Source organism: Chryseobacterium shigense, assembly GCF_900156575.1.
Taxonomy (GTDB): Bacteria; Bacteroidota; Bacteroidia; order Flavobacteriales; family Weeksellaceae; genus Chryseobacterium; species Chryseobacterium shigense.
Genome location: NZ_FTNY01000001.1, coordinates 1,160,571 through 1,182,954, shown reverse-complemented (window position 1 = coordinate 1,182,954; position 22,384 = coordinate 1,160,571). Strand labels below are relative to the sequence as shown.

The 22,384-nt window shown below is 37.5% G+C and carries 20 protein-coding genes; 13 read left to right on the top strand and 7 right to left on the bottom strand.

Features of this window, described 5'->3' with window-relative positions; translation table 11 throughout:
- Window positions 1-24 precede the first annotated feature (24 nt).
- The 5 genes from BW964_RS05275 to BW964_RS05250 all read left to right on the top strand — a co-directional run bounded on the left by BW964_RS05275 (window position 25) and on the right by BW964_RS05250 (window position 6,475).
- On the top strand, window positions 25-981 hold the full coding sequence (locus tag BW964_RS05275) for an MvdC/MvdD family ATP grasp protein (RefSeq protein ID WP_076505282.1): 957 nt from the start codon (window positions 25-27) through the stop codon (window positions 979-981).
- Window positions 974-1,978, top strand: coding sequence for an MvdD family ATP-grasp ribosomal peptide maturase (locus BW964_RS05270; RefSeq protein WP_076505280.1), 1,005 nt, complete (start codon window positions 974-976; stop codon window positions 1,976-1,978). Before BW964_RS05275 ends, BW964_RS05270 begins: the two co-directional genes overlap by 8 nt.
- Before the next feature lie 478 nt (window positions 1,979-2,456).
- Complete coding sequence (locus tag BW964_RS05260) at window positions 2,457-3,470, top strand: NAD-dependent epimerase/dehydratase family protein (protein ID WP_076505277.1); 1,014 nt, start codon at window positions 2,457-2,459, stop codon at window positions 3,468-3,470.
- Complete coding sequence (locus BW964_RS05255) at window positions 3,467-5,236, top strand: AMP-dependent synthetase/ligase (protein ID WP_076505275.1); 1,770 nt, start codon at window positions 3,467-3,469, stop codon at window positions 5,234-5,236. The genes BW964_RS05260 and BW964_RS05255 overlap by 4 nt, the downstream gene beginning before the upstream one ends.
- Before the next feature lie 180 nt (window positions 5,237-5,416).
- A complete protein-coding gene (locus tag BW964_RS05250) occupies window positions 5,417-6,475 on the top strand; it encodes a diphosphomevalonate decarboxylase (RefSeq protein ID WP_076505273.1) in 1,059 nt (352 codons plus the stop codon).
- Between the two features lie 129 nt (window positions 6,476-6,604).
- Here BW964_RS05250 and BW964_RS05245 read toward each other — a convergent pair whose 3' ends face one another.
- On the bottom strand, window positions 6,605-7,276 hold the full coding sequence (locus tag BW964_RS05245; RefSeq protein ID WP_076505271.1) for a DUF2461 domain-containing protein: 672 nt from the start codon (window positions 7,274-7,276) through the stop codon (window positions 6,605-6,607).
- Between the two features lie 626 nt (window positions 7,277-7,902).
- On the opposite strand from BW964_RS05245, the gene BW964_RS05240 reads away from it, so the two are divergent.
- The 7 genes from BW964_RS05240 to BW964_RS05210 all read left to right on the top strand — a co-directional run bounded on the left by BW964_RS05240 (window position 7,903) and on the right by BW964_RS05210 (window position 14,994).
- Complete coding sequence (locus tag BW964_RS05240) at window positions 7,903-9,627, top strand: DEAD/DEAH box helicase (RefSeq protein ID WP_076505269.1); 1,725 nt, start codon at window positions 7,903-7,905, stop codon at window positions 9,625-9,627.
- Between the two features lie 150 nt (window positions 9,628-9,777).
- The gene (locus BW964_RS05235; RefSeq protein WP_040998750.1) at window positions 9,778-10,416 is read left to right on the top strand and encodes a DUF47 domain-containing protein; all 639 of its coding nucleotides are present in this window, start codon (window positions 9,778-9,780) and stop codon (window positions 10,414-10,416) included.
- A 14-nt stretch (window positions 10,417-10,430) separates the two neighbouring features.
- Complete coding sequence (locus tag BW964_RS05230; protein WP_076505267.1) at window positions 10,431-11,573, top strand: inorganic phosphate transporter; 1,143 nt, start codon at window positions 10,431-10,433, stop codon at window positions 11,571-11,573.
- A 103-nt stretch (window positions 11,574-11,676) separates the two neighbouring features.
- Window positions 11,677-12,648, top strand: a complete 972-nt coding sequence (locus tag BW964_RS05225) for a polyprenyl synthetase family protein (protein ID WP_076505264.1) — start codon at window positions 11,677-11,679, stop codon at window positions 12,646-12,648.
- Between the two features lie 84 nt (window positions 12,649-12,732).
- Window positions 12,733-13,689: a GSCFA domain-containing protein gene (locus BW964_RS05220; protein ID WP_076505262.1), complete on the top strand. Its 957-nt coding sequence runs from the start codon at window positions 12,733-12,735 to the stop codon at window positions 13,687-13,689.
- Window positions 13,686-14,213 (top strand): DUF4269 domain-containing protein, encoded by a 528-nt coding sequence (locus BW964_RS05215; RefSeq protein ID WP_076505260.1) that lies wholly within the window; start codon window positions 13,686-13,688, stop codon window positions 14,211-14,213. The genes BW964_RS05220 and BW964_RS05215 overlap by 4 nt, the downstream gene beginning before the upstream one ends.
- Window positions 14,214-14,217: 4 nt before the next feature.
- Window positions 14,218-14,994, top strand: coding sequence for a TatD family hydrolase (locus BW964_RS05210; protein ID WP_076505258.1), 777 nt, complete (start codon window positions 14,218-14,220; stop codon window positions 14,992-14,994).
- A 140-nt stretch (window positions 14,995-15,134) separates the two neighbouring features.
- On the opposite strand, the gene BW964_RS05205 is transcribed toward BW964_RS05210, so the two are convergent.
- The 6 genes from BW964_RS05205 to BW964_RS05180 all read right to left on the bottom strand — a co-directional run bounded on the left by BW964_RS05205 (window position 15,135) and on the right by BW964_RS05180 (window position 20,206).
- Window positions 15,135-16,433: a DEAD/DEAH box helicase gene (locus BW964_RS05205; RefSeq protein WP_076505256.1), complete on the bottom strand. Its 1,299-nt coding sequence runs from the start codon at window positions 16,431-16,433 to the stop codon at window positions 15,135-15,137.
- A gap of 89 nt (window positions 16,434-16,522) precedes the next feature.
- Window positions 16,523-17,011 (bottom strand): DUF6438 domain-containing protein, encoded by a 489-nt coding sequence (locus tag BW964_RS05200; protein ID WP_076505254.1) that lies wholly within the window; start codon window positions 17,009-17,011, stop codon window positions 16,523-16,525.
- A gap of 63 nt (window positions 17,012-17,074) precedes the next feature.
- Window positions 17,075-17,866 carry a hypothetical protein gene (locus BW964_RS05195; protein ID WP_076505252.1) on the bottom strand — a complete coding sequence of 264 codons (792 nt, stop codon included), beginning with the start codon at window positions 17,864-17,866 and terminating at the stop codon, window positions 17,075-17,077.
- A gap of 3 nt (window positions 17,867-17,869) precedes the next feature.
- Window positions 17,870-18,853 (bottom strand): GTPase ObgE, encoded by a 984-nt coding sequence (obgE, locus tag BW964_RS05190; RefSeq protein WP_076505250.1) that lies wholly within the window; start codon window positions 18,851-18,853, stop codon window positions 17,870-17,872.
- Between the two features lie 67 nt (window positions 18,854-18,920).
- A complete protein-coding gene (locus BW964_RS05185) occupies window positions 18,921-19,499 on the bottom strand; it encodes an adenylate kinase (protein ID WP_076505248.1) in 579 nt (192 codons plus the stop codon).
- Window positions 19,500-19,651: 152 nt separating this feature from the next.
- The gene (locus BW964_RS05180; RefSeq protein ID WP_076505246.1) at window positions 19,652-20,206 is read right to left on the bottom strand and encodes a phosphoribosyltransferase; all 555 of its coding nucleotides are present in this window, start codon (window positions 20,204-20,206) and stop codon (window positions 19,652-19,654) included.
- Window positions 20,207-20,591: 385 nt separating this feature from the next.
- On the opposite strand from BW964_RS05180, the gene abc-f reads away from it, so the two are divergent.
- Window positions 20,592-22,181 (top strand): ribosomal protection-like ABC-F family protein, encoded by a 1,590-nt coding sequence (gene abc-f / locus BW964_RS05175; protein WP_076505244.1) that lies wholly within the window; start codon window positions 20,592-20,594, stop codon window positions 22,179-22,181.
- Window positions 22,182-22,384: the final 203 nt, after the last annotated feature.

The window sequence follows — 22,384 nt, the reverse complement described above, 5'->3', positions numbered from 1 at the left end:
TCCTTTTTTAATAAAAACCGGCCAATGATTCTCTGCATCACCCATTCAAAGGATTTTTACAATATTGATATTTTTTTTGAATATCTGACTTCTAAAAATATTCCTTATTTCAGACTGAATTCTGACCGTATGAACCACTTCCAGAAGATCAGTGTGAATCCAGACTCATTTGAACTGACAGACGAATTCGGAAATACAGTTCATTCCAAAGATATCAAAGGAGTATGGCACAGAAAAGCCTGGGCAATAAGTACTCCTGACGAACTGGATGAAGAGTACAGAAAAGTATTCCTGAGCGGATATGCCAACCTTCGCTATAACCTGATTACTGTATTAGAAAATGTTCCATGGATCAACCCTTTTGAAAATGAAAGAAAGATTGATGGAAGTAAAATGCTTCAGCTAAAAGTAGCCAAAGAAAACAAACTGACGGTTCCGCAAACCATTTTTTCAAACGATGAAGAGAAAATCATTGCCTTTTTTCATGAATGCTGTGCTGGAAAAGCAGTTGCCAAACTTCATAGCCTGACTGCAAAGACCATGAACGGAGAAAATATTATCTCAACAATGATCATTGAAGAGGACACTTTGGAGCATATTTCAGACATCACGTACTGTCCCATGATCTTCCAGCCTTATATTGATAAACAATATGAATTGAGGATTGTTTATATAGCCGGAGAATTTTTTACGGGAAAGATCAACAACAGTGAGGAGGCAGACTGGAGAGTAGGAAAGGGAGATTATTCCTGGTCAAGCTATGATCTTCCGGAAGACGTCAGAACTGGTCTTGCTTCCATGATGAAAGAAATGGGACTTTATATCGGAGCCATTGACATGATCAGAGGAAAAGATGGAGCCTATTATTTTCTGGAGGTCAATCCTCAGGGAGAATGGGGAATGCTGCAGAACGAACTGGGTTTTCCTATTGCAGAAAGAATTGCCGATAACCTTATAAAAAGAATGAATATCCATGAATAAAATACTAATTATTACGCATACTGCAGATAATTTTTCTATCGAGAAAGTAACGGAATATATAGAAAAAAACGGATGTGAGGTCATCCGATTCGATGTAGACCTATATCCTATACAAAATAAACTGTCGACCATTTTTCAGGATGGCGAATGGATAAGCATCCTGGAAACCAAAGATGCACAGTACCGCTTGGACGATATCGCTGCCATTTGGTACCGAAGAGCTTACAATATCGGAAACGGAGTGAAAGAAGAAATGGACAAAAAATTCTATGGTGCCGCGATGGGAGAAATCCGCAACACACTTTTTGGATTTATAGAATCTGTAGACGCTTATGCTCTTGGAAAACCGGGAATTTACAGAAGACTGGACAGTAAGGAGGAACAGTTAAAAGTAGCGGTTAAGTTAGGACTTAAAATTCCTGAAACCTGCCTGACCAATAACCCTGAAGAAGCGAGAAAATTCATCCTTAAACATCAGAATGTTGTAGCGAAAATGCAGACCGGTTTTGCGATCTATGAAGACGGTGTAGAAAGCGTAGTGTTTACCAATGTAGTAGGGGAGGATAAACTTGAAGAACTGGATTCCCTGGTGTATTGCCCGATGCAGTTCCAGAAAAAGATTGAAAAGAAAAAAGAGCTTCGTGTGACCATCGTAGGACAGGACGTTTATGCTTTTGAGATCGATTCCCAACAGTCTGAAGATGCTAAAGTGGACTGGAGAAAAGACGGCGTCAACCTTTTGACCAAATGGGTAAGAACAGAGCTGCCGGCAGATATCGAAGCAAAACTTCTGGAACTTTTAGATGTGTATAATGTAGATTATGGTGCGATAGACATCATCGTTTCCCCTGAAGACGAATATTATTTCATTGAAATCAATGCAGCAGGAGAATTTTTCTGGCTGGATAACCTGACTGAAGAAAATCTTATTTCAAAGAGTATCGCAGACGTTCTTTGCGACAAAGCTCCGAGAAGAAACAATATGGTGATGGCTTAACAATAGCAGGACCACTTAAATACTGAAAGCCCTTTTGTCTATCTGAAGGGCTTTTTTGTTTCCGGGAGTGAAAATATGGACTTGAGTATTGGACCACCCCGTCAAAAATTCTCTGAATTTTCGCCACCCCTCCAAAGAAGGGGAATTTTGATACGGCAAATTTCTGTCGTCATGAAAATCTTTAATTTTCAATGAATGCATTTGCTCTTCTTTTTTTAAAGTTTTTAAACTTAAATAATTAAAGGGAGAAGCTTTAGTCTCTTTTCTGGTTGAAACAATTCATTCGGTATTCTATTAACTTAAAAAGGATGACATTGAAAGATTGAAATAATGATAATATTGGTTAAATTAAGTGGAATTCTGCTTTAAAAATCGCAAATTTGCATAAGCAGTTTTTTATGAAATCTCTACAGAAAAATGAAGAATTGCCGGATAGAAAATATTGTTATATTTTAGTAGGAAACCAAGTAAATAATTAATGATTTTTGTAACGGGTGCGACCGGAATTCTGGGAAGGGTAATCGTTTTGGAACTTCTTAAAAAGGGGAAAAACATACGTGCTGCCAAAAGACCGGGTAGCAATTTAAACGATGTGAGGCATTCTTACAGTGTCTATACAGAACATCCTGATGATTTTTTTAATAAGATCGAATGGATAGATGTGGATTTTGATGATCAGGATGCTTTACAGAATGCATTAATAGGTGTAGATGAGGTCTATCACTGTGCCGCAAAAGTAAGTTTCCATCCTCATGATGAAAAAGAGATGTACCATACCAACGTAAAGGGTACGGAAAACCTGCTGTTTGCCTGTGAAGGTTCAGGAGTGAAAAAATTTCTGCACGTCAGCACGATCGCCGTTCTGGATCTTTTTAATGAAAAAGGTGAGCTTGATGAAAGTTCTGAATTTAACCCGAAAGAAGAACACTCTGCCTATGCCATTTCCAAGCACCTTGCTGAAATGGAGGTTTGGAGAGCTTCTGCCGAAGGACTGAACACCGTTATTGTTAACCCGGGAATGATCATCGGAAGTGGAAATTGGGGGCAGAGTAGTGGAGATATTTTTCCAACTTTTGAGAAAAATGGCTTTACATTCTCCGGAGGGACAAGCTATGTAGATGTAAGAGATGCTGCTAAAATTTCTATTGAACTCATGGAAAAAAATGTTTTCGGAGAACGGTTTATTCTTATTTCTGAAAATAAAAAATATGCAGAGCTTGGACAGCAGATCAGGTCGAAGCTGGGGCTTAAAGAAGCAAAAATTCTTACAAAATCTCAGCTAGGTTTGGGAAGACTTGCCAATATCCTTTTCGGGTGGCTGATTCCGAAGTTAAGAATTATTACAAAGTCCAATATTGAATCAATATCATCACTCAACACCATTTCCAACCAAAAAATAAAAAAAGAGCTTGATTATCAGTTTATTCCTGTGAAGGAAAGTGTTGATTTTCATCTTAACAATTATATTAACGACAAAAAGCTGAATTCATGAATCTTGCAGCAGCAATTATCCTAAAAAATGTAGAAAAGCATCCGTTGAAGTCAGCGATAGGTTTTAAAAAGAAAGAGGAGGCCTGGAAAGAACTGAGCTGGAAGAAATTGAGCGAGATCGTTTTTAAAACAGCCAATGCACTGAAAGATGCAGGAATTCAGGAAAATGATAAAGTAGCCATTTATTCGGATAACTCTTCTGAATGGATGATCTTTGATCTGGCTTCAATGGCCATTGGCGCTATCACCGTTCCTATTTACTCTACAAACAACGCGGAGCAGGCAGAATATATCTTCAGTGATTCATCTGCAAAAGCTGTTCTGGTTGGAAGTCAGGAACAATATGACGCATCTCTTGAACTTTTGAATAAAGAAGAAAGCCCATTGGAAATGATCATTGTTTCCAAAAAATCAATCTGGATCAAAAAAGAATTCAACAGTTTTTATCTTGAAGATTTTATTGCAAAGTCTTCTTCAAAACTGGAGATCAGTGCCAAAGAAAATGATGACACCGCAACGTTGATCTATACCTCCGGAACTACCGGAACTCCGAAAGGGGTGATGCTTACCCATGGAAATTTTATTAAAGCATTCGATTCCCACTTTGAGTTTCTTAAGTTTACAAACTTTGAAGAAGAACTTTCACTGGCATTCCTACCTCTGACCCACGTTTTCGAAAGAAGCTGGAGCTTGCTTTGCCTTTATGGAGGAGCCAGGGTATATTTTCTGGAAGACCCGAAAAATATTGCCAAAGCTCTGGAAGAAGTAAAACCTACCATGATGTGTGCGGTACCCCGATTTTTCCAAAAAGTATATGCCGGAGTTTTAGAAAAAGCAGAAGAAGGTTCATCTGTGAAGAAAAAAATCTTCGACTGGGCACTGGCAACAGGATGGCAAACTGCAGAATTGAGAAGGAACGAAAAGCCGATTCCTTTTGGGCTAAAACTGAAAGAATCTGTTGCCGATATGCTGGTTTTCAGCAAAATTAAAGAGAAAATGGGCGGGAGACTCTGGTTCTTACCTTGCGGGGGAGCATCATTGTCACCAGAAGTCACCAGGTTCTTCGACTCTGTAGGCATTCATGTGACCGTAGGCTATGGACTGACTGAAACAACAGCTACCCTGACCCTTTTCCCGCTGACTCATTTTGAACATGCAACCAGCGGAAAACCTTTACCAGGTGTAGAAATCCGCATCGGTGAAAGCGATGAGATCCAGGCCAGAGGAAATGGCATTATGAAAGGCTATTACAATAAGCCTGAAGAAACTCAGAAAGTTTTCACGGAAGACGGATGGTTCAAAACCGGGGATGCCGGAAAATTTGACGATAAAGGAAACCTGATCATCACAGACAGGATTAAAGATCTGATGAAGACCTCCAACGGGAAATACATAGCACCACAACAAATAGAGAACCTTCTGACCAATAATAATTTCATCCAGCAGATCATGCTGGTAGCAGAAGGCAGGCAGTTTGTATCGGCTCTTATTGTCCCTAATTTTGAATTTTTACAGGATTATATAAAGAAAAATAATATTCCTTTCACCAAGTGGGAGGAAATTGTAAAAGATGATAAGATCATCAATTTGTATAAAGAAAAAATTAAAGAATTACAGGAACATCTGGCAGACTATGAGAAAGTGAAAAAGTTCACCCTGATGCCAGCTGAATTTGACATTAATACCGGAGAAATAACCCCTACATTGAAGGTTAAAAGAAATGTGGTTCTTAAAAAATATGCAGATATTATAGAAAAAATGTATTAAAATAAAACCATCTGAACCACAAAGATACCCACGGCTTTTCAAATAAAAAATCAAAGATTTTTGAAAACCTAAGTAGCCTCGAATCGACAGTTTTATTAACTTTATCAATAACTTAAGTGTTAAGATTCTTTTGTGCCTATTGTGGGTAAATAAAAGCGTTTTACCATTTTAAATCAGACTATGACAACACAAGAATTTCTAGGAAAACAAAATTTCAACATTCATACGGAGACCGTTTCAGAAAGCTGTCCGTCCAATATTGCCCTGATCAAATATTGGGGTAAATATGAAAACCAGATTCCTGCCAATCCGAGTATCAGTTATACTCTGAATCACTGTAAGACCAATACTTCTATGGAGTTTTTGGCTGACGAATCTTTTTCTGTACAGACCTTCCTTGCAGGAAATGAAGAGGTGAAGTTTGCAGAAAAAATAGAGAAATATTTTAAAAATATCGAGCAATATCTTCCATGGATATTGAAAGGAAAGTACATCATCAGAACAGAAAATACCTTTCCGCACAGTTCCGGGATTGCAAGTTCCGCTTCGGGATTTGGAGCAATAGCCAAATGTCTGATGAAACTGGATGAATTATTTTCAGAAAAGGTTTCGGAAGAAGAATCTTTAAGAAAAGCATCATTTTTAGCTAGATTGGGAAGTGGCAGCGCTTGCAGAAGTTTGTACAACGGATTGGTTGTATGGGGAGTTTCCGATGAGGTAGAAGGAAGTTCGGACTTATTTGCCGTAAAATATCCTGATTCTGAGATTCATGAGGTGTTCAAAAACTTCAACGACTGGGTTTTATTAATCCATGAAGGTCAGAAAAGTGTTTCTTCCACCGTAGGACACGGCCTGATGAATACCAATCCTTACGCTGAAAGAAGATTTCAGGAAGCAAGAGAAAATTTTGTTCCGATGAAGGAAATTCTCAAAGGCGGCCATATGGAGCACTTTATTAAATTAGTTGAACATGAAGCGCTCACCCTTCATGCCATGATGATGATGAGTGATCCAGCCTTTATTCTGATGAAAACCGGAACCATGGAGGTGATCAATACAATCTGGGAATTCAGAAGACAAACAGGACTTCCTTTATTTTTCACACTGGATGCAGGGGCAAATGTTCATGTCTTATTTCCAAAGGATGCTTCAGAAGAAAAGATCAAAATATTTATTGAAAAAGAATTACTTCAATACACTCAGAATAACGGAGTAGTGAAGGATGTGATGCAGTTTTAAAATAAAAATAAGATAGTTTTTCGCTATCAATCCATAGCTGCGTCATCTGCAAAATCGGTGAGAGATTTTTTTTCACTGATTTCGCAGATGACGCAGAATTTTTTTATTCCGATAGGGTTGTTGCTATTGTTACAAATTCAAAGTGAGGGGAGTGTTGAGGAAATCATTCAAAGGTTTCATCAGTCTGTAGACCTTTGTCATGCTTTTTACGGCATTTTTATCCAGAACTTCTTCGTCTTTCAGAGGATAGACCACGATGAAGCTTTTCAGCTTTAAATAGTCTCCCATTGGATCTTCCTTTTCAAATCCCTGAGGAACTTTCTTGAGCTTATCGTCCTGATCCAGTTCAGGGAAATGTTTTTTAAACTCTTTCTGATGAATGATCTTCAGGAAATCCTCACCATACAGCGAAATTTCTTTTCTTACTTCTCTCAAAACGGAAGATTCCGGCATGTAAACACCGCCGGCCAGAAATGATTTTCCAGGCTCTATGTGAAGGTAATAACCTCCTTTCTTACTTCCTTTGCCCATTCCTAAAGAAGCTCCAAAATTGGTTTTATAAGGTATTTTGTCTTTTGAAAATCTCGTATCACGGTATATTCTGAATAAAGATTTCTTACCATCAATTTTCCCCATTTCTTCATCAAATTCAGCTATCTCTTTGATCAGTTCATCGAGAAAAGTGATGACGTTTTCCTGTGATTCTGTATAAAGTTTTTTGTTTTCAGTAAACCATTCTCGGTTGTTATTCTGGGTAAGATTTTTTAAAAATGTAAAGGTTTCTGGCTTAATGGTACTCATACTTTTGGAAATTTAATGGAAGAGGTGTTTTTATTGAACCAAGTTAAAAAATAAACTTCTGATGACCAAAATTAAGTGATGAAAACACTCTTTGTATGCTTTATGAACCGGGAAATTTCAACAGGTGAAAATGGGGAAATGTAGTATGCAAATTGGATCCAATGAGGTGTAAATTTTAAGGTTAGATTTTAAAACAGAGACTGAAAAAAGAGGGAATCCATCAAAAAACAGACAGGTATCGTACAGTTTGAAAAAAATAATTGTAAATTTGAAAAGACTTCAAGTGAGCCGTAAATCGAACACTGTTGAAAGGTTGGCAAATCTTGAAATGCAGCCATGAATACTGGAAATATTCCAATAATCATGAAACGAAGATCTAAAATAAAATTTGCGTTTCATGGTGTTATTTTTGAAAATTCATAAATAATACAGAAAAAATCAATCCAATTTAATAAAAAAAAACAATGTTTAACATGTTTTTAACATAAGACCTGTTTTTTTGGATTTAATTTTTTAAAAATTAAAAATATATTAAAGGATTCTGAATTAAAGTTTACATATTTAAAACTTTATTCAAAAACAAATCAAATATTTGTTGTATCTTTGCAAAAATTTTAAAATATTTAATGAATTTATTTACGGAGTCCAATTTAAGTCCTGATATCCTTAAGGCAGTTGGCGAACTGGGTTACGAAAGCCCGACAGAAATCCAAAAACAGACTATCCCTTTCATTCTTTCAGATATTCGCGATTTGATCGCACTTGCGCAGACAGGGACAGGCAAAACAGCAGCGTTTTCGCTTCCGATTTTGGATATGATTGACGAAACGAGTCGCAAAATCCAATTTTTGGTCCTTTGTCCGACACGGGAATTATGTCTTCAGATTTCTAAAGACATAAAAAATTACTCCAAGTACATGAGAGACATCAAAACCACAGCGGTTTATGGTGGTAGTAGTATTATGGATCAGATTCGTTCTTTGAAGGACAAACCGCAAATTATTGTGGGGACTCCCGGAAGAGTAATCGACCTTATCAACAGAAAAGCACTTGATTTTTCTGCTATTCATTGGCTGGTTTTAGACGAAGCTGATGAAATGCTTTCAATGGGTTTCAAAGATGAGTTGGAAACGATTCTAAGAGAAACACCGGATACAAAGCAAACTTTCTTATTCTCGGCAACGATGAATAAAGAGGTGGAAAGAATTTCTAAAAACTATCTTACCAATCCGCACCGTATTTCTGTGGGTTCTATTAACGAGGTTAAAAAGAACATTAAGCACGAATATTACGTTGTAGGATACCGTCAAAAAAAAGAAGCTCTTAAGAGATTAATTGATGCCAATCCGAACCAGTATTCTATTTTGTTCTGTAGAACAAGAATGGAAACTCAGGAGGTTGCAGATTTCCTGATGCAGAACGGGTATGCCGCTGATGCACTGCACGGAGATCTTTCTCAGGCCCAAAGAGATACCGTCATGAAGAAATTCAGACTGAAAAACATTGATATCCTTGTAGCGACAGATGTGGCAGCAAGAGGTCTGGATGTAAACTCTCTGACGCACGTTATCCATTATTCTTTACCTGATGATCCGGAAGTATTCGTTCACAGAAGTGGAAGAACCGGTAGAGCTGGAAAAGACGGGATTTCAATTTCTTTAATTAAGCCTGAAGAAAGCAGAAAATTAAAGCAAATTAAATCTACAACGAAAATTGATATTGTAGAAAAATTCATTCCAACAGGCGAAGATATTATCAAAGCTCAGGTGGAAGGTGTTTTTGAAAAATTATTTACGGAACACGAAGAAGATATCTTTGAATTCAATGATAGCTTAATTCCTGATCTAAGTGCATTTACAAAAGAGGAATTGGTACACAAGTTATTGCAGTTCCAGTTAAAAGACCTTGCTTTGTACTACAAAGATAAGCATGATCTTGTTGATCAGAAGTTCAACAGCAGAGATGATGATTATTCAAGAAGAGACAGAGACAGAGGAAGAGACCGCGATAGAGGAAGAGATCGTGACCGTGGGGACCGTGATACTAGAGCAAGCAGAGACAGCCGAGATGGCAGAGAGCGTAGCGGAAAACCTAGAAGAAAGGACGAGAACATGGTAAGATTCTTCTTCAACCTTGGGAAAAAAGATCAATTGAAAAAGCTTGATGTTTTAGAAATCATCAATAAAGCTACCGCCGGAAAAAGCAAAAAAAGAGCTGAAATCGGTGATATTGAAATCTTAGAAAAATTCTCTTTCTTTGAAGTAGAAAAATCTTTCTCAGAGAATGTAATGAGCAATATTCCTTCAATGAAATTTAAAGGAAAAGAAATGAGAGCTGAAGTAGCTAACTAACGCATCTCAGTAGTATATAAAACCGGCTTTTAGCCGGTTTTTTTATTTGATTATCAGGCGTTAATCGAATGTTAACAAAACTTAATGTTATATAGTTTCAGGGCAAATCCTTTTTTAGGAAATTTGCACTCAAATTATAAATACATAAAAATGGGAATTGGTAATATTTTCCACGCTTTTCAACCGAAGGATAAAATTTTCTTTGTACTTTTTGAAAAAGTAACTGAAAACTTAGTTGCAATGTCTGAAGACTTTAACAACGGGATCAAAGATTTCGATCTTAACGATGATACGATGTTAAAAAGGATGAGTGACTATGAGCATAAAAATGATGAGCTTACACATGAGATCTTCGTTGAACTTGGAAAAAACTTCATTACACCTTTTGATCGTGAGGATATTCACACCCTGGCAACAGGCCTTGATGATATCGCCGATTACATCTACGCTTCTACAAAATATATCTTCCTGTATAAATCTCCTGAAATGAAGGCTTATTCGGATTTCTCTCTTCTGATCCACAAAGCTTGTCTTGAGATCCAGAATGCGATGAAAAACCTTAAAGGGTTTAAGAATATGGATCAGGTAAAAGAAGCTTGTATCAAAGTAAACTCTATTGAGAATATCGCAGATGACCTGCTTTCCAACTCAATGGTAGATTTATTTGAAACCAATGATGCCATTAACATCATCAAAGTTTCATCCGTTCTTAATTATCTTGAAATAGTAACTGACAAAGCAGAAGATGTTGCCAACACGATTGAGAACATCATGATTAAATACGCCTAAACAAAATAACAAAAATGGAATTTCCGATTTTACTTACGGTTATTATTGCTTTGGCTTTAATTTTCGATTATATCAATGGTTTTCATGATGCCGCCAACTCCATTGCGACGATTGTTTCCACAAAAGTTTTAACGCCTTTCCAAGCTGTACTTTGGGCCGCCCTTTGGAATTTTGCAGCATTCTTTTTAGCAGCTTATGTTATTGGTGAATTCAGAATTGGAAATACCATCGCTAAAACAGTTAATGAAAATTTCATCACTCTGGAAGTGATATTTTCAGGGCTTTTAGCAGCAATCGCGTGGAACCTTTTGACATGGTGGTTTGGTATCCCTTCTTCATCTTCTCATACACTGATCGGAGGATTTTTAGGAGCAGCACTTATGCATGCTTTTATGCTGGATTATCATGATGTGGTAGCTGCACAACCGGATTTAGGGTTATTTGCTACATTAAAACAGGCTTTTCTTCAACTGACCACTCAGAGTGTTGTGAAGTTTGATAAAGTAATTCCTATTTTCTTGTTCATTTTTATGGCACCGATAATAGGGATGGTGATCTCCATCATCATTACATTAATTATTGTTCACCTTTATAAAAAATCAAACCCTTACAAAGCAGATCAGTCTTTCAAGAGATTGCAGCTTGTTTCCTCAGCACTTTTCAGTGTAGGGCACGGTCTGAATGATGCTCAGAAAGTAATGGGGATTATCGGGGCAGCTTTAATCTACTATCACGTAGAGATGCTTCATGACCCTGTTTATCTGAATATCCCTTCTGCAGGTCGTTTTGATTATTTTGCCCAGCATTATCTTTGGGTTCCTTTAGTATCTTTCCTTGCGATTGGTTTAGGAACAATGAGTGGAGGTTGGAAGATTATCAAAACAATGGGTACGAAAATTACAAAAGTGACTCCATTGGAAGGAGTAAGTGCTGAAACTGCAGGAGCAATTACGCTTTTTATTACAGATCAGTTAAGTATTCCGGTATCTACAACGCATACCATCACCGGTTCTATCATCGGGGTAGGATTAACGAAAAGAATTTCTGCCGTGAGATGGGGAATTACCGTAAGCCTTCTTTGGGCTTGGGTACTAACGATTCCTATTTCGGCAATTGTTGCTGCGATTACTTATCTTGCTGTAACGTTTTTAACTTAATTTAAAAGTTGAAATATATAATACAAACTTTGTCCGTCAGGGCAAAGTTTTTTGTTTTATAAAGCCTCGAAAAATTGTATTTTTGTTCAAATTATAAGATTTTATGGAATTTTTAGACAGATACCAGCAGATCGTTGCTGAAGCGATCACGAAGTACACCTTTAAAGATAAGCCTGCGGAACTCTATGATCCGATGAACTACATCATTTCCCACGGCGGAAAACGTCTTCGTCCTATTATGGTATTGATGGCCTGCGACCTGTTTGGAGGAGATTTGAGACAGGCAATAAAGCCGGCATTGGCAATTGAATTTTTCCATAATTTTACCCTGATCCATGATGATATTATGGACGAGGCACCTCTGAGAAGAAATAAACCTACCATTCATACCCTGCATGGGATCAACGTTGGAATCCTCTCCGGAGACGGGCTGATGCTGAAAGCTTATAAGTTTTTTGAAGACCTTGAACCTGAAATCTTCAAAGCCTGTATCAGAATCTTTACCCATACCGGACTTCTTCTATGTGAAGGGCAGCAGTATGACATCAATTTTGAGACTCAGGAAGATGTAACATATGATGACTACATCAGAATGATTACTTATAAAACCGGAGTTCTGAGTGCCTCTTCTTTTGAAATAGGAGCACTTATTGCCAAAGCTAATTTTAAAGATGCCAAAGCTATTTTCAACTTCGGAAAGCACATTGGTATCGCTTTCCAGATTATGGACGATTATCTGGATGTATTCGGAGACCAGGCTCAGTTTGGTAAAAAACATGCCGGAGATATCTATGAAAATAAAAAAACGATTCTTTATCTTTTAGCCAGAGAACATGCAACGGAAGAAGAAAGAAAAGAACTGGATCACTGGTATGGTAAAAAGACGGATAATATTGATAAAGTATACGGTGTTGAAAAGATCTTCAGAAGAACCAAAGTAGATGAGAAAGCATTGCGTCTGATCGAAAAACACAATGAGATCGGGCAGAGTTATCTGGCAAAAATCAATATCCCTGAAGACAAGAAAAAACCTTTTGCTGAACTGGCAAATTATCTGTTGAGAAGAGAGAGCTAATAAGATGGCAGGTAAGAGGTAGGAGGTTGTAGATTTCATAGATTGACGACTACCTTTTACTCATTATCTTCTACCTAATAAACAATGAAATTCAGAACCGAAGTTGATATTCCGAAGTCGGAAAAAAAGATTGATGTTGAAGATAAAATATTTTCAATAGGGTCGTGTTTTGCTTCGGAAATGACAGATTTGTTAGGTCAGGGGCAGCTTCAGACGGTTAATAATCCGTTTGGAACTATCTTTAATCCTTTTTCGATCAGCAATGCCGTTAAAAGGCTTCATGATTCAGAGTTTTATACAGAGGAGGAGCTGATCACTTTTAATGAAGAATTCATCTCCTTGGATCACCACAGCAGCTTTGATACCCGATACATCCATCAGACCCTGGATAAAATCAATAAAGGGATAGAAGAAGGAAACAATTTTCTGCAGGATGCAGGCTGGGTGATCATTACCTACGGAACTTCGTTTATTTACGAATTTATTCCGAAGAAAAAGCTGGCTGCGAACTGCCACAAGATCCCACAGAAATTTTTTGAAAAAAGGCTGCTTTCGCATCAAGAGCTTACAGATTCAATGTATAATACGGTTTTAAACCTGAAAGATATTTGCCCGGAGGACGTCCAGATTCTGTTTACCGTTTCTCCGGTACGCCATACCAAAGACGGGATGATCGAAAATCAACTGAGTAAGTCTAAACTAATTGTTGCTGTTCATGAAGCGATTTCGCAGCTTGAAAACTGCCACTATCTGCCTGTTTATGAAATACTGATGGATGATCTTCGTGACTATCGTTTTTATAAAGAAGATATGATTCATCCCACTTCACAGGCTGTCAATTACATCTTTGATAAGTTTGGGGAATCTTATTTTTCTGATGAGACTAAAAGCTTCATCAAAGAGAATTTCAAGATCAATAAAGCGCTGGAACATCGGACGGAAGATGAAAAAGATCCGAAATATATAGAGTTTAGAGAAAAACTGAACGAAAGAATTGAACTTCAGAGAGGAAAAGTGAGGCACAAAATTTTTTTCAAATGATTGATTTTACGAACCTCAATTATCTGAAATCAGGAAATGAAAGACAGAAAAGAGCTTACGAAGTTCTTGAAAAATATCAAATTTTTGAGAAATTAAAAACCTATTCTCCTGTTTTGGCAGGAACGATTCCTATCGGGATCGACATTGAAAGCAGTGATCTTGACATTATTTGCGAAGTAGATCTTCGGTTTGAAGAAAAGTTTCTGGATGATATTAGGTCTGGTCAGTTAATTCCTGTAGATGTTGAGGTAACGATTGAAAGCATTATTGTTCATGACGAAAAAAGCATTGTTCTGAATTTTATGCTGGAAGAATTTCAGATAGAAATTTTCGGACAGAATAAACCACCACTTCAACAGAATGCGTACCGTCACATGTTGGCAGAGCATAGAATATTACAGGAAAGAGGAGAAGAATTTAGACATAAAATAATAGAATTAAAAAAACAGGGAATTAAGACTGAACCGGCCTTTGGACTGCTGATGGAATTGGAAAACCCTTATGAAGATCTGTTAAAATTTTAAGAAAATGATTGATACACATACCCATTTATACGCAGAAGAATTCGATGAAGATAGAAAAGAGGCTATTCAAAGGGCCCTAGATAAAGGAATCACAAAGTTTTATCTTCCTGCCATTGATTCGGAATCCCATGGTAAAATGCTTCAACTGGAAACGGAATATCCCGGACAGATCATTTCCATGATGGGACTTCATCCGTGTTATGTAAAATATGAATCCTGGGAAAAAGAACTCAAAATCGTTAAGAACTATCTGGATGAGAGACATTTTCCAGCGATAGGGGAGATCGGAATTGATCTTTACTGGGATAAGACGACACTGGATATCCAAGTGAAAGCCTTTGAACAGCAGATCGAATGGGCAATAGAAATGGACCTTCCTATCGTTATCCATACAAGAGAAAGCTTTGATGAAACATTCGAGGTATTAGAAAGAAAAAAGCATCCCAAACTGCGCGGTATTTTCCATTGCTTTTCAGGAAACCTTGAACAAGCGAAGCATGCGATAGACCTTAATTTTATATTGGGAATAGGAGGAGTCGTGACTTTTAAAAACGGCAAAATTGATCAGTTTTTGAATGAAATTCCTTTGGATAAAATCGTGCTGGAAACCGATTCTCCATATCTGGCTCCGGTTCCGCATAGAGGGAAAAGAAATGAAAGTTCATATCTGGATCTTGTCGCCGGAAAGCTGGTGAACATTTATGGAAAAGACTTTTCGGAAATTGATAGAATCACTACCGAAAATGCATCTAAGCTGTTTGGAGAAGGTAAAAATAAATAAGAGTTAAAAAATACTAGGTAATATTTAATTCAAGAAGATAGAAATCAGATCACTGCTACTTTGTACAATTCAATAATAAAGTTGATTAAGTAATAGGATATGACATAAAAAAAGCCCTTTCAATCGAAAGGGCTTTGTTATTATTTTTTTCTTGTGAAATTCTTATTCTTAGGCTTCTTGAACCCTGTAGGGGTACTGCCGGCTGCTGGCTTATTGTTGTTATTCTGAGGCTTTGGAGATCTCGGAGGTCTTCGGTCTCCACCTCCGGAAGAAGGCTTATTATTAGAGTCTCTTTTTTGCGCTACCAGATTATCTGTATGGAAAGGATGCTCTTTAATCACCGGAATTTTTTTACCGATCAGTTTTTCTGTATTTCTTAAGTTTAAAAGATCCAGACTGTCTACAAAAGAAATTGAAGATCCTTCAGCTCCTGCTCTTCCCGTTCTTCCGATTCTGTGAACATAGGTTTCAGAAACGTCGGAAAGTTCGAAATTGATCACATACTTCAGCTCATCGATATCGATACCTCTTGCAGCGATGTCTGTAGCGACCAGAATCCTTGTTTTTCCGCTCTTAAAATTATTCAGGGCATTCTGTCTCGCATTTTGAGATTTGTTCCCGTGAATTGCCTCTGCTGAGATATTATCTTTCTGCAACTTTCTTGCTATTTTGTCTGCCCCGTGTTTTGTTCGTGAAAATACCAGTACAGAATCTGAAATATCATTCTCCAGAATATGAGAAAGAAGATCCAGCTTATTTTCTTTATCTACAAAATAAACCGACTGCTTAATGGTTTCAGCAGTAGAAGAAACCGGAGTAACTTCTACCTTCACAGGATTATTCAAGATAGAATCAGCCAGTTTCTGGATCTCAGAAGGCATTGTTGCTGAAAAGAATAAAGTCTGTCTTCTTTGCGGAAGAAGTTTAATCACTCTTTTTACATCATGAACAAAACCCATATCCAGCATTCTGTCTGCTTCATCAAGAACAAAGATTTCAATGTTCTTAAGGCTGATAATACCTTGTGCGATAAAATCAAGAAGTCTCCCGGGCGTTGCTACCAGGATATCGATGCCTCTTCTCAGAGCAGCTTCCTGATTTCCCTGCTTTACTCCTCCGAAAATAACGAGTTGTTTTAGCGGAAGGTATTTTCCGTATGCGTTAATATTTTCCTCGATCTGGATGGCAAGTTCTCTTGTCGGCGTTAAGATCAGGGCTTTTATATGATTATTTTTGGTCTTGCTTTTTGATAAATTCTGCAGAATAGGAATAGCAAACGCCGCTGTCTTTCCTGTTCCTGTCTGTGCACATCCTAAAAAGTCGCTACCTTTTAAGATTTCAGGGATCGATCTCTCCTGAATGGGCGTAGGGTTTGTATAACCCTGTTCCTGAATTGCTTTTGCAATAGGTTCTATTAAGTTTAGGTCTGTAAAATTCAAATGAACTAATTTTTTTTAATTTAAAATAAAATTCCCTCAAGGTGAAGGAATTATATGGTACAAAGGTAGTCTAAATATTTTTAAGCGGATCATTTTACTTTTGCCCACTGTTGGTTATGTCTCAGGTCTTCAATGAACATATAGACTTTTCTCAGTTTTTCACTTCCTCTTTTACCATAATCTTCTATATTTTTGGAAGATCCGTCTGTAAAATTGATTTTGAGATAGGAAGTGGAGAGATCTGTGATGTTTTTTGTCCCGTAATGGTCTTTCAGGCTTTTCACGTCAAGATCATTCAGAAGTGAAATCAGTTTGTTGTAGTCTGCTTCTTTGATCACTCCATTAAAAGTTCCTTCCCGGGGATTTGAAAACTCTCCTTTCGAAAACTCTTTGGAGAAATTAAAATGCTCTGCTTCAAGTATCGCAGTTCTGTCCGGATTGATCGTTATGGTGAAAATGGGACAAGATCCAAAGCAGGCACCTGCCTGATATTGGATTCTGGTGTATTTTGAGTCGGTTTTTTGTGTGGTGCACGAGAATAAAAATATCAATGCACAAAAACTTAGTATATACTTCATAGCGGGTGGTTTCCTTGTTTCTTTCAATAATTATTCCAATACCGGCGGTTCCGGCATGGTAGTTTACTCCAGAGATGAAACACAGCAGCCTTTAGTAAATGATAGTCTTAAAAGCACAGACTCATTATCTTTTGATTCATAATACTTTGTCCTTTTTTTAGAAGTGCTGTAGTAAGAATAGCTTTTGATCTCCCCTTTATTGAACACTATTTTATTTTTAAAAAACAAAGGTTCCATATCATACAGAATGTTGTTATTGAAATCCTGGTTACTGTTGGTAATGTCAAGTTCAATAACTCCCAGATTCTTTTTTACTTTTTGATTCAGAATAAGGTTGTACTTATAATGAATGAGATCGTTTTCTGCTCTCTTTTCAACCAGTTCTAAAATATGCTCTGTTTTTATTTTTTTCCTTTTTTTAATATCTGCAATTTCAGATTCCAGCGGGATATCTCCTTTAAAATAATCGAAATTTCCAGGTTTAATATCTTTACTTTCATCCTTGATCAAAACAGGAAGTACAGGATTGGTCTCCTTATTTAAATTATAAATAAAACCATTCCTGCTGTTGTTAAAAGACAGAACGGATAAATCAGCATCACTTACGAAATACTGAATGTCCTCACTCACCTCATTGCTTTCCCCCTGATCTGCAATCTTATCGTAGGTAAGCGTATACTTTAACCTTTTATTAAATTCATACTTAAAAAACGCCTTATCATTTAGAGGCGCAGGTTCATCTGACTTAGATGTTTCCACGAATGAATCGCTGTCCTGAGCATAAGCTGAGGCAGGCAGAAGAAATGAAACAAAAATAACAGCGGGTGCTGTTATTTTCTTTAATGAGTGTATCATCTTTTATCCGTGTAGTTTTTTCCAGATTGCATCTTTCAGTTCTACTAGGCCTTCTCCAGTCACACCGGAGAAAAATAACGGCTTTTTGTTTTCCGGAAATTCCGCAGAGATTTCTTTTTTCAGTTCATCATCCAAAAGGTCAGCTTTTGAAATAGAAACGATGAAATCTTTATCCAGAAGTTCAGGATTGTATTCCGTTAATTCATTTTCCAGAATTTTAAACTCCTGAAAATGACTTTCAGAATCAGCCGGGATTAAGAATAAAAGGATAGAGTTTCTTTCAATATGTCTTAAGAATCTGTGTCCCAGACCTTTTCCTTCAGCAGCACCTTCAATGATTCCCGGGATATCAGCCATTACAAATGATTTGTAATTTCTGTAATCCACAATCCCAAGGTTGGGCGTCAGTGTTGTAAATGCATAATTGGCGATCTTAGGTTTTGCAGCAGATACAGAGGCAAGAAGGGTAGATTTTCCGGCATTTGGAAAACCAACCAAACCTACATCAGCCAAAATTTTAAGCTCGAAAACAACGAAGCCTTCCTCGCCATCCATTCCTGGTTGCGCATATCTTGGAGTCTGATTGGTAGAAGATTTGAAGTGCTCATTTCCTTTTCCTCCTTTTCCTCCAAGCATCAAAGTGATTTCCTGCTTGTCTTCAAGAATTTCGCCGATAATTTCTCCTTCTTCATTTTTAGCGATTGTCCCGATAGGAACATCGATATAAATATCAGCACCGTCAGCACCGGTCAGCTGGCTTTTCGCCCCGTTTTCACCCCGTTCCGCCTTTATGTGACGGGTGTATCGAAGTGGAAGTAAAGTCCATTCCTGAGCATTTCCTCTCATGATGACGTGTCCGCCGCGACCTCCGTCGCCTCCATCCGGACCACCTTTAGGAATATATTTTTCACGGCGAAGGTGGGCAGAACCTGCACCTCCGTGTCCGCTTTTACAATGGATCTTTACGTAATCTACAAAGTTAGACATATAGTTTGTGTTGCGGGTTGCGGATCACGGGATTCGAATTTTTCCAATCCCGTACTCCATCTCCCGATTATTTAATTTTTTCGACTTCAGCGAAAAGTTTTTGGGAAATTTCATCAATTTCTCCTACGCCGTTTACTTCAACATATTTTCCCTGTTGTTTGTAAAGTTCAGCTACTTCTGCTGTTTTAGTATAATATTCTTTAATTCTGTTTTCAATGATCTCTACATTGCTGTCATCAGATCTTCCGCTGGTTTCGCCTCTTTTCAGAAGTCTTTCCACTAAAGTTTTATCTTCAACCACTAAGGATAGGCAGATATCAATTTTGTCGTTCAGCTCCTCATCTACGATTGTTTCCAAAGCTTCCGTCTGAGCAGTCGTTCTCGGGTAGCCATCAAAGATAAATCCGTTGGTATCGGTTGGCTTTCTAAGCTCGTCGATCAGCATATCCGTCGTTACCTGATCCGGAACCAATTCTCCCTTATCGATGTAAGACTTAGCCAGTTTTCCAAGCTCGGTGTCGTTTTTCATGTTGTATCTGAAAAGGTCACCTGTTGAAATCTGTTTTAAATTAAATTTTTCGATCAGGTTTTGAGCTTGTGTTCCTTTTCCACTTCCTGGAGGGCCGAACAGAACAATGTTTATCATAATTTTAAAGGGCTTCTGGCGATGGGCAGCTAGCTTTTGGCTTTTACCATTGGTCTAATCTGCTTTTAGCCTCTAGCGTTTTTAAGTTATTAAATTAATTTCTTTATTTTACTTTTTTAGGCTAAAAGCTATCAGCTAGTAGCCAACAGCGTTTAATGGTTGATCTGTCCTTCTTCCAGTTGATACAGATTCGCAAGGTTTCTTCCCAACTCATCATAATCAAGTCCGTAACCAAGGACAAATTTATTTGGAATCTCTTTTCCGATATAATCCAGTTTGAAATCTTTTTTGTACACATCAGGCTTTAATAAGAATGACGCCAGTTTTACAGATTTCGGACGCTGGGTTTCTGTGAAATATTTGAATAGGCTTTCAACGGTATTTCCAGTATCTACGATGTCTTCCACAAGAATGATATGACGGTCTTTCACATCTTTCGTCAGTTCCATTTTCTGGTAAACGATTCCTGTAGACTCAGTTCCTGCATAAGAGCTCATCTGGATGAAAGCAATTTCGCATTCGCCCGGGTAGTATTTTAAAAGATCTGAGAAGAACATGATCACTCCGTTCAGAACCCCGATGAAAACAGGAACTTCATCCTTGTAATCTTCATAAATCTTTAAAGCTGTTTCTTTTACAATTTGCTGAATCTCGGCTTCCTTCAGATAAGGAACGAAAGTTTTGTCGTGAACTTTAATGCTTTCCATAAAAAATTTTAGTAGTCGACAAAGTTACGTTTTTTTGATCAAAATCTTTTCTACTTTTATTGCGGATTTCATAATGACTCATTTAAATAAGATGGAGTGAAAATAACATACAATAAAAATCGCTGATTCTGCTCCATTATCCTATTAAATCTACAATTTAAAACCTTTGCGCACAAGGCCATTTAGTTCGGTAGATTTCAATGGCTTCGGAAGTAATGAAAAAAAACGTATGTTTTTTATCAGGAAAATGTACTATGGGGAAATTTCCTATCTTTGTATTTCCAAAACCCAATGATACAAGCATGTAGGATTTAATTTCTTTTTCGATTGTACCCAACAGTAACCCGTGAGTTACTGATGTTTAATTATTACCAAGAAAGAAATTATGATTCTACTACAAAGTATATCCTACGGGTTTCCGGGAGGAGACCTCCTGTTTAATTCCACCCATTTAGCCATTCAACCTCATACAAAATCGGCAGTAGCCGGTAGTAATGGTGTCGGGAAATCTACACTTCTGAAGCTTGCTGCCGGGGAAATTCAGCCATCTGAAGGAAATATAACCGTCAAAGGTGATCTGTATTATGTTCCGCAGATGTTTGGGAATTTTGACCACAGGACTGTATCAGAATGTCTTAAGATCGATAAAAAACTGAATGCTCTTCAAAAAATCATCAATGGTGACGTAGATGAAGAATATTTTGAAACTTTAAATGACGACTGGGATATTGAGGAACGATGCCAGAGTGCACTGCAATACTGGAAACTGGACAATTTAAACTTAAATCAGAAACTTGAAAGTTTAAGCGGTGGACAAAAAACTAAAGTTTTTCTGGCTGGAATCCAGATCAATCAGCCCGATATTATTTTGTTAGACGAACCTACCAACCATCTTGATCTGGAAGGTAGAAAACTTCTGTATGAATTTATTAAGCAAACCCATTCAACTGTCGTTATGGTCAGTCACGACCGGATTTTACTGAACCTTGTTGACATGATATTTGAATTAAGCAATCAGGGGATTTCTACTTATGGTGGAAATTATGATTTGTATGCTGAACAAAAAGAAATAGAACAGGAAGCATTAAACAATGACATCCATTCTAAAGAGCGGGCTCTGAAAAAAGCAAAGGAGAAAGAACGCGAAACGCTGGAAAGAAAGCAAAAACTGGATGCGAGAGGAAAACAAAAGCAGGAAAAGTCGGGTGTTGCAAGAATTATGATGAATACTCTCCGCAATAATGCCGAAAAAAACACATCCAGATTAAAAGATATTCATGCTGAAAAGATCAATGATCTATCAGGGGACTTGAGGAATTTGCGTTCATCATTGAAAAATTCCGATCAGATGAAAGTAATTTTTAATGATTCTGATCTGCATTCCGGAAAGCTTCTGATTGCTGCAGAGGAAGTTAATTTTAAATATAATGAAAAATTATTGTGGAAAGAAGACCTCAATCTTGACATCAGAAGTGGGGACAGGATTTTGATTAAAGGTTCCAACGGTTCCGGAAAGACCACTTTAATCAATCTTTTATTGGGAAATCTGAAGCCCTCTGTAGGAACCATTTCAAAATCAGAATGTAATGCCATTTATGTCGATCAGGAATATTCTTTGATTGGTCAGGACATGACCGTTTACGATTTTGTACAACAGTTTAATGACAGTGCAATGCCGGAATCTGAAGTGAAAACTTTACTATCCCGGTTTTTATTCAGAAAGGAAACCTGGGAAAAAAAATGTGGGATATTAAGTGGAGGAGAACGTTTGAGACTGCTTTTATGCGGACTTTCAATCAGTAATAAAGCCCCGGATATGATCATTCTGGATGAACCAACAAACAATTTAGACTTGCAGAACGTAGAAATTCTCACGGAATCTATCAGAAATTATCAGGGAACCCTGCTGGTGATTTCTCATGATGAGACCTTCCTTGAAGAGATCGGAATAGGGAGGGAGATTGTTTTGGGTTAAAAATGTTCTGTTGGAATTTTTTATGCTCCCGCAGATTTCACGGATTTCGCTGATGTTTGTGTTATATTTTGTCATTGCGAGGAGCGTAGAGACGAAGCAATCTCTCTTAATTTTAACGATTAGATTGCCCTACCTACGGTTCGCAATGACAGTCACACAATAGAAATTTGAATTTTGAAGGATTATATAAAGGATAAATTAGT